The sequence below is a fragment of the Morganella sp. B601 genome (genome assembly GCF_051172335.1).
In the GTDB taxonomy this organism is placed as follows: domain Bacteria; phylum Pseudomonadota; class Gammaproteobacteria; order Enterobacterales; family Enterobacteriaceae; genus Morganella; species Morganella morganii.
In genome coordinates this window covers 279,376-292,965 of record NZ_JBPIZE010000001.1, presented here as the reverse complement: position 1 = coordinate 292,965, position 13,590 = coordinate 279,376, and the positions used below count along the sequence as shown (strand labels likewise).

13 protein-coding genes are annotated in these 13,590 nt (G+C 53.0%); 6 read left to right on the top strand and 7 right to left on the bottom strand.

The features are described 5' to 3' along the window. The first annotated feature begins 11 nt into the window (after positions 1-11). Entirely contained in the window at positions 12-1,373 is a 1,362-nt protein-coding gene (locus ACSBQN_RS01345; RefSeq protein ID WP_201893945.1) for an MFS transporter, read from the top strand. 42 nt (positions 1,374-1,415) lie between these two features. Here ACSBQN_RS01345 and ACSBQN_RS01340 read toward each other — a convergent pair whose 3' ends face one another. Then, on the bottom strand, positions 1,416-1,907 hold the full coding sequence (locus ACSBQN_RS01340; protein ID WP_004236442.1) for a YajQ family cyclic di-GMP-binding protein: 492 nt from the start codon (positions 1,905-1,907) through the stop codon (positions 1,416-1,418). A 158-nt stretch (positions 1,908-2,065) separates the two neighbouring features. Between ACSBQN_RS01340 and panE the strand changes: the two genes are divergently transcribed. Together panE and yajL are read left to right on the top strand one after the other, a co-directional pair. Then, the gene (gene panE, locus ACSBQN_RS01335; protein WP_024474583.1) at positions 2,066-2,968 is read left to right on the top strand and encodes a 2-dehydropantoate 2-reductase; all 903 of its coding nucleotides are present in this window, start codon (positions 2,066-2,068) and stop codon (positions 2,966-2,968) included. Further along, on the top strand, positions 2,937-3,557 hold the full coding sequence (yajL, locus tag ACSBQN_RS01330; protein ID WP_024474582.1) for a protein deglycase YajL: 621 nt from the start codon (positions 2,937-2,939) through the stop codon (positions 3,555-3,557). Before panE ends, yajL begins: the two co-directional genes overlap by 32 nt. Here the strand turns inward: yajL and ACSBQN_RS01325 are convergent. Both ACSBQN_RS01325 and thiI read right to left on the bottom strand, forming a co-directional pair. Further along, entirely contained in the window at positions 3,548-5,323 is a 1,776-nt protein-coding gene (locus ACSBQN_RS01325; RefSeq protein WP_024474581.1) for a DUF7057 domain-containing protein, read from the bottom strand. The two genes, yajL and ACSBQN_RS01325, sit on opposite strands and share 10 nt — an antisense overlap. 173 nt (positions 5,324-5,496) lie before the next feature. Beyond that, on the bottom strand, positions 5,497-6,945 hold the full coding sequence (gene thiI / locus ACSBQN_RS01320) for a tRNA uracil 4-sulfurtransferase ThiI (RefSeq protein WP_024474580.1): 1,449 nt from the start codon (positions 6,943-6,945) through the stop codon (positions 5,497-5,499). Positions 6,946-7,157: 212 nt separating this feature from the next. On the opposite strand from thiI, the gene xseB reads away from it, so the two are divergent. The 3 genes from xseB to dxs are packed head-to-tail and all read left to right on the top strand — an operon-like array spanning position 7,158 to position 10,296. Then, a complete protein-coding gene (gene xseB, locus ACSBQN_RS01315) occupies positions 7,158-7,412 on the top strand; it encodes an exodeoxyribonuclease VII small subunit (protein ID WP_004236437.1) in 255 nt (84 codons plus the stop codon). 34 nt (positions 7,413-7,446) lie between these two features. Continuing rightward, a complete protein-coding gene (gene ispA / locus ACSBQN_RS01310) occupies positions 7,447-8,370 on the top strand; it encodes a (2E,6E)-farnesyl diphosphate synthase (RefSeq protein WP_004236435.1) in 924 nt (307 codons plus the stop codon). A gap of 57 nt (positions 8,371-8,427) precedes the next feature. Beyond that, positions 8,428-10,296 carry a 1-deoxy-D-xylulose-5-phosphate synthase gene (dxs, locus tag ACSBQN_RS01305; RefSeq protein WP_024474579.1) on the top strand — a complete coding sequence of 623 codons (1,869 nt, stop codon included), beginning with the start codon at positions 8,428-8,430 and terminating at the stop codon, positions 10,294-10,296. A 63-nt stretch (positions 10,297-10,359) separates the two neighbouring features. Here dxs and thiL read toward each other — a convergent pair whose 3' ends face one another. From thiL to ribD, 4 genes are all read right to left on the bottom strand, one after another. Continuing rightward, a complete protein-coding gene (gene thiL / locus ACSBQN_RS01300; RefSeq protein WP_024474578.1) occupies positions 10,360-11,349 on the bottom strand; it encodes a thiamine-phosphate kinase in 990 nt (329 codons plus the stop codon). Between the two features lie 97 nt (positions 11,350-11,446). Beyond that, a complete protein-coding gene (nusB, locus tag ACSBQN_RS01295) occupies positions 11,447-11,860 on the bottom strand; it encodes a transcription antitermination factor NusB (RefSeq protein WP_004240412.1) in 414 nt (137 codons plus the stop codon). 26 nt (positions 11,861-11,886) lie between these two features. Next, entirely contained in the window at positions 11,887-12,357 is a 471-nt protein-coding gene (ribH, locus tag ACSBQN_RS01290; RefSeq protein WP_004236430.1) for a 6,7-dimethyl-8-ribityllumazine synthase, read from the bottom strand. A 121-nt stretch (positions 12,358-12,478) separates the two neighbouring features. Further along, a complete protein-coding gene (ribD, locus tag ACSBQN_RS01285) occupies positions 12,479-13,588 on the bottom strand; it encodes a bifunctional diaminohydroxyphosphoribosylaminopyrimidine deaminase/5-amino-6-(5-phosphoribosylamino)uracil reductase RibD (RefSeq protein ID WP_036410018.1) in 1,110 nt (369 codons plus the stop codon). Positions 13,589-13,590: the final 2 nt, after the last annotated feature.

Sequence of the window (13,590 nt, the reverse complement as noted above, 5' to 3'; positions counted from 1 at the left end):
GAGGTTATCCCATGAACGATAATAAAATGACCCCGCTTGAGCGTCGCGCGACCTGGGGTTTAGGCTCGGTATTTTCTCTGCGCATGCTCGGCATGTTCATGGTATTGCCTGTTATCACCACGTTCGGACTCGATTTTAAAGACGCCACCAGCACCCTGATAGGCTTTGCCATTGGTGTCTACGGCCTGACCCAGGCCATCTTCCAGATCCCCTTCGGCCTGCTTTCTGACAAAATCGGCCGCAAGCCGCTGATTGTCGGCGGGCTGATTATTTTTATGGCGGGCAGTATTGTTGCCGCACTCAGCCACTCTATCTACGGTGTGATTGCCGGACGGGCGCTCCAGGGCGCAGGAGCGATATCTGCTGCCGTCATGGCATTACTGTCCGATACCACCCGCGAACAAAACCGCACCAAAGCGATGGCGTTTATCGGCATCAGTATCGGGATCACCTTTGCAGTTGCTCTGGTACTCGGCCCGGTACTGGCGGATATCGTCGGTCTGTCCGGCCTGTTCTGGGGTATTGCCCTGCTCGCCTTCCTCGGGATCCTCGTCACCCTGTATGTGGTGCCGGACAACAAAGAGCACCGTCAGAACAGAGAAACCGCCGTGGTAAAAGGCGCGATTAAGCAGGTGCTGATGGATAAGCAGCTCGCCCGGCTGAATTTCGGGATCCTCGCCCTGCACACCCTGCTGATGGCCACCTTTGTCGCGCTTCCTCTGGTAATGAGTGATGCCGGGCTGGCGCGGGAATCTCACTGGAAGACGTATCTGTACACGATGCTGATCGCCTTTGTGTCTGTTCTGCCGTTTATTATTTATGCGGAAAAGTACCGCAAAATGAAGCAGGTTTTTGTCAGTTGCGTAATCATGATGGCGCTGGCAGAAATCGTGTTTCTGCTGGCAGACAAAAACCTGTGGCTGCTTTACGGCGGATTACAGATTTTCTTTATCGCCTTCAATGTGATGGAAGCGATTCTGCCGTCACTGATCAGCAAAGAAGCGCCGGCGGGCTACAAAGGGACGGCGATGGGGATTTACTCCACCAGCCAGTTTATCGGCGTGGCACTGGGCGGCAGCCTCGGCGGCCTGCTCTACGGCATCAATGGTGCGGTAACGGTTTTCGGCGGTGGTCTGATACTGACACTCATCTGGCTGGCTGTTAGTCTGACACTGCGTCAGCCGCCGTATGTCAGCAGTCTGCGTCTGGAGTTACCGGAAAATGACGTAAATAATCCGGATATTGCTGTGAAATTACGCGAACAGCCGGGTGTGAGTGATGTAGTGATTATTGCGCAGGAACGGGCGGTGTATGTGAAAACAGATACCAGACTGTCAAACCGCAAACAACTTGAGGCCGTTTTACAGGGCTGACAGGAACCGGCAACCGTACTGATGCAGGTTGCCGGATAACACTCAGTCGCGGAAGTTTTTGAACTGGAAAGGCTGCCCCAGTTTTCCTTCGCGTACCAGTGCCATTACAGACTGTAAATCATCACGGGATTTGCCGGTCACCCGGACTTCTTCTCCCTGGATTTGCGCCTGCACTTTCAGTTTGCTGTCTTTGATCAGCTTGACGATCTTTTTCGCCAGTGCAGCATCGATCCCCTGTAACAGGGTTGCCTCAACACTGTACAGCTTACCGCTGTGAACAATCTCATCCGGTACAGTCAGAGACGCACCGTCAATTCCGCGTTTCGCCAGTTTTTCCCGCATAATATCAACCAGCTGATTGACCTGGAAATCAGATTCACTGGTCATTTTAACACTGTTATTTTTCTCATTGAGCTCAATCGTGGCGGTAATGTTGCGGAAATCCCAGCGACTGGTCACTTCACGCTGTGCGTTTTCCACGGCATTGCGCACTTCATGTAATTCAACTTCAGAAACAATATCAAATGATGGCATCGGAAGACCTCCCTATATTCAACTGACCGGCATAATACCGGGTTTATCAGACCAACAAAAGCACTATATTTCCCGCTATATTTACTAAGGTGCAAACGGCCAAAAAGTGGTACTATTCAGTGATATTGCTCACATCTTTTTCGCTGTCCGGAGTCCTTATGAAAATAACAGTACTGGGTTGCGGCGCAATCGGGAAACTCTGGCTCGCTGCACTGTCAGGCAATCATGAGGTGCAGGGATGGATGCGTATTCCCCAGCCCTACCTGAATGTGAATATTGACTCTCTGAACGGGGAGCCGTTTTACGGGCAATTTACCACAAACGATCCGGAATTCCTCGCACAAACCGAATTATTACTGGTTTGCCTGAAAGCCTGGCAAACCTCCGAAGCGGTCAATCAGTTGCTGCCGCAGATACCGGAATCCTGCCCGGTGTTACTGCTGCACAATGGCATGGGCGTGGCGCGTGAGTTATCCCCCTGCCCGAATCCGCTGCTGACCGGCATCACCTCCCACGGCGCATATGAAGAAAACGGCCTGCTGCATCACAGCCGCCGGGGACTGACCCATATTGGCCCTGTGAATGAACGCGCCCGTCATTACGGCCATCTGGCGGATATTCTGCATGATGCACTGCCGGATGTGGCCTGGCATGATGAAATCGATGCGGCCAGCTGGCAAAAACTCGCCGTGAACTGCGTTATTTCTCCGCTCACCGTTATCTATGACTGCAAAAACGGCGGACTGTTGGCGCACCTGCCGCAAATCCGCGTACTGTGTGATGAAGCTGCTGAAGTGATGCTGCGCGAAGGGATCCACACTGACGGTGATAATATCTATGAATATATTCTTCATGTGATTGAAAAAACCGCGGATCACAGCTCATCCATGCGCCGGGATATTCTTTACGGCCGTTATACCGAAATTGATTACATCACCGGCTATCTGCTGCAACGTGCCCGTTATCACGGGATCCTGCTGCCGGAACATATTCACGTTTACAGCCTCGTCAAACAAAAAGAGGAACAAAATGCCCCCTTCAGTTCTCATTTGTCTCGCTGACGGCTGCGAAGAAACCGAAACCGTCACCACCGCTGATTTGCTGGTGCGTGCCGGTGTAACGGTCACACTCGCCAGTGCCAATGATGACGGCAGTTGCCTGATCACCGGCTCACGCGGGATCCGCATTATGGCCGATGTGCCGCTGGTGCGGGTAGCGGACACCCCGTTTGATGCCATTGTGCTGCCGGGTGGCCTGAAAGGCGCGGAGAATCTGCGTGACAGCCCGCTGGTGATTGAAAAAATCCGCCGCATGCATTGTGACGGGCACATTGTTGCCGCTATCTGCGCAGCGCCGTCTGTCATTCTGGTGACCCACAATCTGTTTCCGCTCGGCAATATGACCGGTTATCCGGCGCTGGAAGATAAAATACCGGCAAAACAGTGGGTCAATCAGCGGGTCTATTTTGATGAGCGCGTTAATCTGCTGACCAGCCAGGGCCCGGCCACCGCCATCGATTTTGCCCTGCGTCTGACAGAGCGCCTGTGCGGACAGGAAACCGCAGCAAAAGTGGCGGCAGAATTAGTACTGCCGCCGGGGATATGGGATTATCAGGATTCCCCTTACCGCACGCTGGCTGATCAGGGCTGAATAACAAGCGGAGCCGGTGTTGCGGGCGTCTGTATTACCTCAGGAGCCTGTTCCGGTTCTGCACCCTTTTCAGGTTCCGGAACCACCATCATCCAGACTTTGGGTTTCAGTGAATAATGTCCCGCTTTCAGTGCCGCCCAGGCCGCCTGCTTCTCTTCTTCAGAGGCATACTGAATATCCTGGTAATCCCGATCTTCCCAGACCTGTTTATCCGGCTGACCGTCTGTGACTTCCGTGGCTTGCTGCCAGATCTGACAATAGAACGATGAATCAGAAGAACCGGTAATACAGACCACCGCATCATCCTGTCCGTTGCCGTCCGCATCCGCCATAAAGCCGATGCACTCCCCGCCTGCAGAGGATTCGGTACAGAACCAGCTGCGCGTGACATCAGGATTTCCTTCCCACCAGGACTCCGGCAACGCCGGGCTGCCCGGTACCGCGAGTATCACATCACGCAGCAACTGCCGCTCTCCCCGGTCATGACGGGATTGTTTCAGTGCTTTGCGGTATTCCGGATTTTCATTCAGCGTGGCGAGTACCTTTTCACCCTCTTTACCCATATACCCGAGAGTATAATTCAGCTCCGAATCAACTTTCAGCCTGCCGTTATCCACACCCGCCAGAATACTGCCGGCAGCAATACGGTTAAAATCCGCAACCGGAGAATTAATCAGAATTAACCCAGTAATCAGTATTAATAACCCGGCTTTGCTGATGATTCCCGTCAGATGAATGCGGCGGAAAATAATCGCCATGCTATAAGCCAGAATAAGCAGAGTAAAAAATAATGCCGCAGAAAAAGCATACAGTCGTTCAACGGTCCAGCTGTACTGACTGACGCGGATAAGGATACCGTAAAGGGACATCACCGTCAGAATATTCAGTATCAAAATACCGCACAACAACAGGTATTTAAACCCTGAGCGGAGAGAAAACAGCCCGCGTTCATTGTCATAAACCAGGTTCAGCAGAATCACATTCAATGCTATGAATAATAGCATAGCTGACGACCCGAGGCCGCTGACTGTGACAGAAGAAACCGCGGAAATCAGCAGGCCTGCAACAAAAATAACAGCAATAATATTGAGCACCGGTAATAAAGCACGGGCGGCACCGGCGGTAATTTTGTACACCGGGAATGTAAGCGTTCCCCGCATAAACACCAGGCTGATGTTCAGCCCGATACAAAACCCAAGCCAGTAAAACAGCTCATTATCCAGTAAGTGGCTGAGATACTCAAAATTGACGATAGAAAAAAGATAGACCGCAATTTTAATAATTCCGATGACTATCAGACCGATTACACAGGCAACAGCTCCCAGCACCGTATTTCTGACATAATGGCTCATCAGAAATGTATAGCCGGGATTATAGCGTCCGGTGGTGAGACAAAACTGCATCCAGGGCAGCAGTAAAAAAAACAGGGAGGTCACTATAACGCTGTTCATAAACTGCGCTGAACTGCTGGTTACTCCCGCATTCAGTAAATACCAGTAATACATCCAGCAAACCAGTAATGCAGCCAAAACCAGGCAAATATAAAAACGGGCTGATTTCAGCCCGGAGATAAGATAACTGCAGACAGAGGGAACGACAATAGCCAGCAATACAGGTAAATAAGCCGCTGGTGCAGACAGGCCGAACATATTACGGATACTGTAATCTGAACTCCCGTACAGAATTCCCCCCTGAAGAACAGCCATAATAATCACAAAAAGATAAGAGTAACGACTAACCGATTCGCGGGGCGTATCGTTTTTCATTGAATGTCCTTTATTAAAATAACGCCTTAATTATAAAAACAATAACATCTGAAAAATGAAATCAACACGCCGAATTCACTATATAACGGTATTTTAAAGGTGAATATGTTGTTAGTGGTAAAATAAAACCCTGCATCCGGAGAGGCAGGGTTCAGAACAGCAGCCGGTATTATTCAGGGACGATATACTTTCACATTGGTATAACCCTGCTCTGCCAGATAAAGTGCCTGAAGACGGCTCATCACCCCGCGATCGCAATAGAGCAGCCAGGTGGTCTCCGCCGGTAAATCACCGAACTGAGTGCTGAGCTTGTAGAACGGCAGTGTGCGCACTTCCGTTCCCTCAATTTTCAGCGGATGCGCTTCCTGTTCATCCGGCGAACGGATATCCAGAACCACATCCGTGGCAGACAGTTCAGACACCATCTCCACTTCAGTAACCTGCTGCTCACTCTGCTGCGCGATCACACGGATATCCATGTTCTGCGCGTTGAGCACCACATCATCCAGAATCGCAAAGTCGAATTTCTCTTCTTCGGCTTCGATTTTCTCTTTCACCGCTTTCACAGTCGGGTTTTTCGAGATCACGCCGCAGAATTCCGGCATGGTACGGGCAAAATCTTCAGTACCGATCTGACGGGCAAGATTGATAATGGTTTCTTTGTCGTGTGAGATCAGCGGACGCAGCACCAGGGTGTCTGTCGCGTTGTCGATCATGCGCAGGTTAGTCAGCGTCTGGCTGGAAACCTGTCCCAGTGCCTCGCCGGTCACAATCGCCTGTACGCCGTAACGTTCCGCGACGCGGGATGCCGCGCGGACCATCATCCGCTTGAGTACCACGCCCATCTGGCCGTCATCCACTTTTTCCAGAATTTCCGCTACCACCGGCTCAAAGTTCACCGCCACAAAGCGGACTTTGTGCGAGCTGCCGAAACGGTTCCACAGGTAATGCGCTACCTGTTTCACACCGATTTCATGTGCCGCACCGCCTAAATTAAAGAAGCAGTAGTGAACACGGCAACCACGGCGCATCAGCATATAGCTGGAGACACCGGAATCGAACCCGCCGGAGATCAGAGACAACACATCTTCCTGAGTCCCGATCGGGAAACCGCCGATCCCTTCCAGACGGCGTACCACAAGGATCAGTTTGTCATCTTCCACTTCCAGATTCACCGTCACATCCGGATGCGTCAGTTTTACCTTCGCGGACGGAATATGCTGATTCAGACCGCCGCCGACATAGCGCTCCAGCTCAATGGAGCTGAACGGATGCTTACCACGGCGCTTGGCACGGACACAAAAGGTTTTGTTTTCCAGTGATGCGGCATACATTTCGAAGGTCTGCTCATAGATATTATGCAGATCGGTAAATGCGCGCTCTTCCACCTGTAAAATATGGTGGATACCGGGAATGCGGGTCAGGCGATCAGCCACACCTTCGCCAAGCTCTTCTTTCTTCACGCGGACTTCAAGATAGTCCCAGTGACGGACAACCGCAACATCTTCGGCCAGATCTTTAAGCACATTGCGGATATTGCTGGTCAGAATTTTAATAAAGCGCAGGCGGACACTCTGGCTTTTGATGGTAATTTCAGGAAATAATTTAATGATAAACTTCATAACGGTTTACTGGCTATCGGCTTGATTTGCAAAGGACGGAGCAGCCGGTGTCAGGCAGCGGCAATCCCCGTTGATGAAATTGAAAGGCGGCAGTATATCACCATATCTCGATCTGCCCCGTAAAAATCGTAAATGAAAGGCACAATTTTCACTGAAAAGTGTAAACTAGGAATTATTTGCGACATAAATGCAACATCACTGAAAAACAGACCATGACCAAAAAAACATCCGCAACGAAAACCGATGCACTGAGCTTTGAAGCATCACTCGATGCCCTTGAAGGGATCGTCACCCGTCTGGAAGCGGGTAACCTGCCGCTGGAAGAAGCCCTGGCCGAGTTTGAACGCGGTATCGCACTGACCCGCACCAGCCAGAAAACCCTGATGGCAGCCGAACAGCGGGTTCAGATCCTGCTGAATGATGATGAAAACGCCCCGCTGAGCGATTTTACACCTGAAAACGACTGACCGCCCGGATCCGGCGGTTCCTGTGTGAACGAGAATGACCATGCCAGAACAAACTCCCGAAACATTCCGCAACCAACTGACACAGGCCAGAGAGCGTGTTGATCACGTTCTTGATGAGATCCTGACCACGCTGCCGTTTGCCGCCACCGACATGGGTAAAGCCATGCATTACGGCGCCCTGCTCGGCGGAAAACGTCTGCGCCCGTTCCTGGTGTACGCCACCGGTGAGATGTTTGGTGTGACGGCTGAAAACCTGGATGCCCCGGCGGCAGCGATTGAGTGTATTCACGCCTATTCCCTGATCCATGACGATTTACCGGCCATGGATGACGACACACTGCGCCGCGGCAAACCGACCTGCCACGTCGCCTTTGGTGAAGCGAATGCTATTCTGGCGGGGGATGCCCTGCAAACCCAGGCATTTGCAATTCTCGCCGCCCGGCCGATGCCGGATGTCCGCCCGCAGGACCGTCTGGCGATGATCGCCGAACTGGCGGATGCCGCCGGTCTTGGCGGAATGTGCGGCGGCCAGGCACTTGATCTGGCAGCAGAAGGAAAAAACATCGGTATTCATGCGCTGGAACAAATACATAACCATAAGACCGGTGCTTTAATCCGTGCTTCCGTCCGTATGGGCGCGATGAGTGCCGGTGAAGCAGGCTATGCCGTATTACCGGCTCTCGACACTTACGCACAGGCTATCGGCCTGGCGTTTCAGGTTCAGGATGACATTCTGGATGTTATCGGTCATACGGATGTGATCGGAAAAAGCCAGGGTAGTGATGCCGCTCACGGGAAGAGCACATATCCGTCACTGCTCGGGCTGAAAGCAGCTCAGGATAAAGCACAGGCGCTTTATCAGGAATCACTGGCTGCGCTTTCACAGCTTGAAGAACATCATTACAACACAGCAACCCTGCGTGAACTTGCTAATTTTGTGATTGAACGTAACAGCTAATCCGTCCGGCACATTCCGGTATTTTCAGAAACTTTAATAAGAATTAGTGAGCATTACATGAGTATTGATATCGCTAAATATCCGACTTTGGCACTCGTTGAGACGCCTGATGATTTGCGTCTGTTACCGAAAGAGAGTTTACCGAAACTCTGCGATGAACTGCGGCAATATCTGTTAAACAGCGTCAGCCGTTCCAGCGGGCATTTCGCCTCCGGTCTGGGCACGATTGAACTGACCGTGGCACTCCATTATGTCTATCAGACTCCGTTTGATAACCTGATCTGGGATGTCGGCCACCAGGCCTATCCGCATAAAATCCTGACCGGGCGCCGCGACCGCATTGACACTATCCGCCATAAAAACGGGCTGCACGCCTTCCCGTGGCGCGAAGAGAGTGAATATGATGTCCTCAGTGTCGGCCACTCCTCCACCTCCATCAGTGCCGGTGTCGGGATGGCGGTTGCCGCTGCCCGTGAGGGACGCAACCGTAAAACTGTCTGTGTGATCGGCGACGGCGCGATCACCGCCGGAATGGCCTTTGAGGCAATGAACCACGGCGGGGATATCAAATCCGACATGCTGGTGATCCTCAATGACAACGAGATGTCTATCTCCGAAAACGTCGGTGCCCTCAATAACCACCTGGCACAGCTGCTTTCCGGCAAGCTCTACACCACACTGCGTGAAGGCGGAAAGAAAGTGTTCTCCGGCCTGCCGCCTATCAAAGATCTGCTGAAGAAAACCGAAGAGCACATCAAAGGCATGGTGGTGCCGAGCACGTTCTTTGAAGAGCTGGGCTTCAATTACATCGGCCCGGTGGACGGACACGATGTGCTTGCGTTAATCCAGACCCTGAAAAATATGCGTGACCTGAAAGGTCCTCAGTTCCTGCATATTATGACGAAAAAAGGGCGCGGTTATGAACCGGCTGAAAAAGATCCGATCAGCTGGCACGCCGTCCCGCAGTTTGATCCGTCAACCGGCACACTGCCGAAAAGTAAATCGTCCAAACCGACCTTCTCAAAAATCTTCGGTGACTGGCTGTGTGAAGAAGCAGAGCACGATCCGAAACTGATGGCGATCACCCCTGCCATGCGCGAAGGTTCCGGTATGGTGCGCTTCTCCAAATCCTTCCCGGATCAGTATTTTGATGTCGCGATTGCTGAACAGCACTCCGTCACCTTTGCCGCCGGGCTGGCTATCGGCGGTTACAAGCCGGTTGTCGCAATTTACTCCAGCTTCCTGCAGCGCGCCTACGATCAGGTGATCCACGATGTCGCGATTCAGAAACTGCCGGTCCTGTTTGCTATCGACCGCGCCGGGATTGTCGGCAACGACGGTCCGACACACCAGGGCGCGTTTGACCTCTCCTTCCTGCGCATCCTGCCGAACATGGTGATCATGACCCCGAGTGATGAAAACGAGTGCCGCCAGATGCTGCACACCGGTTATCACTACGGCAAAGGCCCGGTTGCGGTGCGTTATCCGCGCGGCGGCGGCTGTGGTGCCACACTCCAGCCACTGACTCAGATTGAGATCGGTAAAGGTATTGTGCGCCGTGAAGGGGAAAAAACCGCAATTCTGGTCTTCGGTACCCTGCTGGAGGAAGTCCTGAAAGCGGCAGAGAATCTGAATGCCACTGTGGTGGATATGCGTTTTGTCAAACCGCTGGATGAAGCCCTGATCCTGGAGATGGCAGCGCGCCATGACACACTGGTGACTGTCGAGGAAAACGCCGTTATGGGCGGTGCAGGCAGTGGCGTGAATGAATTCCTGATGGCGCAGCGCAAGCCGGTGCCGGTGCTCAATATCGGTCTGCCGGACAGCTATGTGCCGCAGGGCGACCAGGAAGAGATCCGCAGCGATATGGGCCTGGATGCAGAGCATATTCAGAAATCCATCGAAGCGTATCTGACAAAAGCCTGATTATTCTTCCGGACATAAAAAACCCTGCTGCTGCAGGGTTTTTTATGTCATCAATAATGCCGCTTACTCCGCCGCCGCTTTCACCGCAAAGTGATCAAACCCGCTCAGGGCCGGTTTTACTTCCTCACCTTTGCTGAAATAGCGGATACCGTCACTCTCCGGTTTCATCTGCCCGATACAGCAGAAAGGTGCGCCGGTATGTGCCAGTGCCATTTCCAGTGCGCCACGGTTGATTTCCGGAACGGTAAAGCACAGTTCGTAATCCTCACCGCCCGCCAGTGCACGGGCAAGCGCCTGCTCCGGTGATGAACAGGCTTTCAGTGCCTCAGACATCGGTAAGTTATCCAGCTCAATCCTGGCACCGCAGCGGCTGGCTTTCAGGATATGGCCGAGATCGGAAATCAGACCGTCAGAGATATCTATTGCAGAGGATGCGAGATCGCGCAGTGCCTGTCCCTGCAAAATACGCGGTTGCGGCCGCAGATGGCGTTTCAGCAGATACTCTTTATGCGCAGGATCATCAGGCTGCAGTTCACCCAGCAAGATTGCCAGTCCGGCGGCGCTGTCACCCAGTGTGCCGGTGACGTAGATCCAGTCGCCGTTACGGGCACCAGCACGTTTCATCGCCCGCCCGGCCGGGACCAGACCATGAACCGTCAATGTCAGGCTCATCGGGCCGCGTGTGGTATCGCCGCCGATTAACTGCATGCCGTAATAATTCAGTTGCTCAAAGAAGCTGTCGCTGAACTCGCCCAGCCACGCTTCATCAATGGACGGCAGTGTCAGCGCCAGGGAAACCCAGGCCGGATCCGCGCCGATAGCAGCCAGATCACTTAAATTTACCGCAAGGGATTTCCACGCCAGATCACGGGCAGAAACGGAAGGCAGAAAATGAATACCGGACACCAGGGTATCCGTGCTGACAGCAACCTGCTGTTTTTCCGCTACGGTCATCAGAGCGCAATCATCCCCGATACCCAGTTCAACGTCCCGGCGGTAATAGTGCTGCCGGTCAAAAAAACGCCGGATGAGATCAAATTCACCACAAGCCATAATCAGAAATTCCGCAATCAGATAAAGACAAAAGGCCGGTTAAACCGGCCTCTTTTATATCATGTCATTTATGTCCGTGCATAAAAGTATCAGATGATTACTTTCTGCGGGCATTCGGCGCGGCTTTATCAAGCACGCCATTGACAAATTTGTGGCTCTCTTCCGCGCCGAACACTTTTGCCAGTTCAATCGCTTCGTTGATAACCACTTTGTAAGGGACATCCTCACGGTAGCTTAATTCATACATCGCCAGACGCAGAACTGCTTTTTCCACCTGACCTAACTCCTCCAGCTGGCGGGAGAGGTACGGAGCCATCAGTGCATCAAGGCGCACCGCATTCGTTGCCGCACCGAAGAACAGCTCACGAAAATAGGCGACATCAACGTCTTTGACATCCTGCTCTGACAGAAATTCTGATTCAACATCCGCAATATTATTGCCGGATAACTGCCACGAATAAAGCGCCTGAACGGCACATTCACGAGCACGACGACGAGCTGCAGGTTTCACACATATCCCCTTACTAAAATCCGGATTCAGCCTTTGATGGCTTTAATTACATTAATCATTTCCAGCGCGGTCATTGCGGCTTCCGCCCCTTTGTTACCGGCTTTGGTTCCCGCACGTTCAATGGCCTGTTCAATATTTTCGGTGGTCAGTACCCCGAAAGTAACCGGAATCGAGCTGTTCATCGCAACGGCAGATAACCCGGAGCTGCATTCACCGGACACATATTCAAAATGTGCGGTGCCGCCGCGGATAACAGTACCCAGCGCGATAATAGCGTCATATTTTCCGGTATCGGCCAGCGTTTTCACTGCCAGCGGCAGTTCATAAGCACCCGGCACCCAGACCGTTGTAATGTTCTCAGAGGAGACCTGGCCAATACGCTCAAGCGCATCAACCGCACCGTCTAACAGGCTGTCGTTGATGAAGTTGTTAAAGCGGGCAATTGCGATGGCGATACGCGCACCCGGCGCACTGACAACACCTTTAATGACGTTCATAGCCTTTCCTTCTTACGAGTTTCATACTGCGGGGCGCGGATTTTATCACATTCTTTCCGTCACCGCGCCTGTGTTTTTCAAACTCCGGAATAAAAATTAAATTCCGGCGTAAATTCAGAGGTTAATAAACCGGGATCAGCCGCAGGCGGAGATCCGGCCCGACCATCGTGCAGTCGTCGATCCGCAGCTGCGGCGCATCACGCAGATGCGCAAGCGGCGGCAGTGTAAAGAGATCCTGTGCATCACTGCCCAGAATCTTCGGTGCCAGATAAAGCACGATTTCATCCGCCAGTCCGGCTTTCAGCAGTGCGCCCGCCATATGTGAGCCGCACTCTGTCCAGATATGGTTAATATTGCGTTTGCCGAGCTGCATCATCAGCAGAACCAAATCGACACCACTGCCGTTCTCCGGCAGGATCATTTCCTCAACATCCCCCTGCCAGTTATCCGGCTGAGAAGCGGTCCGCGCCAGCCAGCAACTGCCCGGCAATTGTGTGACGCGGTGCTGAGCGGTCACCCGCTGACGGCTGTCTGTGATAATCCGTACCGGCTGACGGATATCCGCCTCCGGGTAGCTCTGCTGCAGCGATGCCGGGAAATCCGCATGGCGGACAGTCAGGCCCGGATCATCTGCCAGAACCGTGGCACTGGTGGATAAAATCGCCCCGGCCTGTGCCCGGAACTGCTGCACATCCTGCCGCGCGGCTTTTGAGGTGATCCACTGACTTTCACCATTGGCTAATGCGGTTTTTCCGTCGATCGAGGCCGCCATTTTCAGCTGAATATACGGGAAACCGGTGCGCATCCGTTTAAAGAAGCCTTTATTCAGCGCTTCGGCTTCCTGCATCAGTACGCCGTGGCTGACCTCAATACCGGCTTCGCGCAGTTTAAACAGTCCGCGTCCGGCCACCTGCGGATTCGGATCCTGCATGGCGGCCACCACCCGGCTGACGCCGGCATTTATCAGCGCTTCGGCACACGGCGGTGTACGGCCGTGGTGACTGCACGGCTCCAGTGTGACATACGCGGTGGCGCCACGGGCTTTATCACCGGCCATGCGCAGCGCATGCACTTCCGCATGCGGTTCACCGGCACGCTGATGGTAACCTTCACCAACGATTTCGCCGTCACGGACAATCACACAGCCGACATTCGGGTTCGGTGCGGTAGTAAAACGACCCAGCGCCGCCAGTTCAAGGGCGCGGGCCATATAAAATTCATCAGAATGCATCA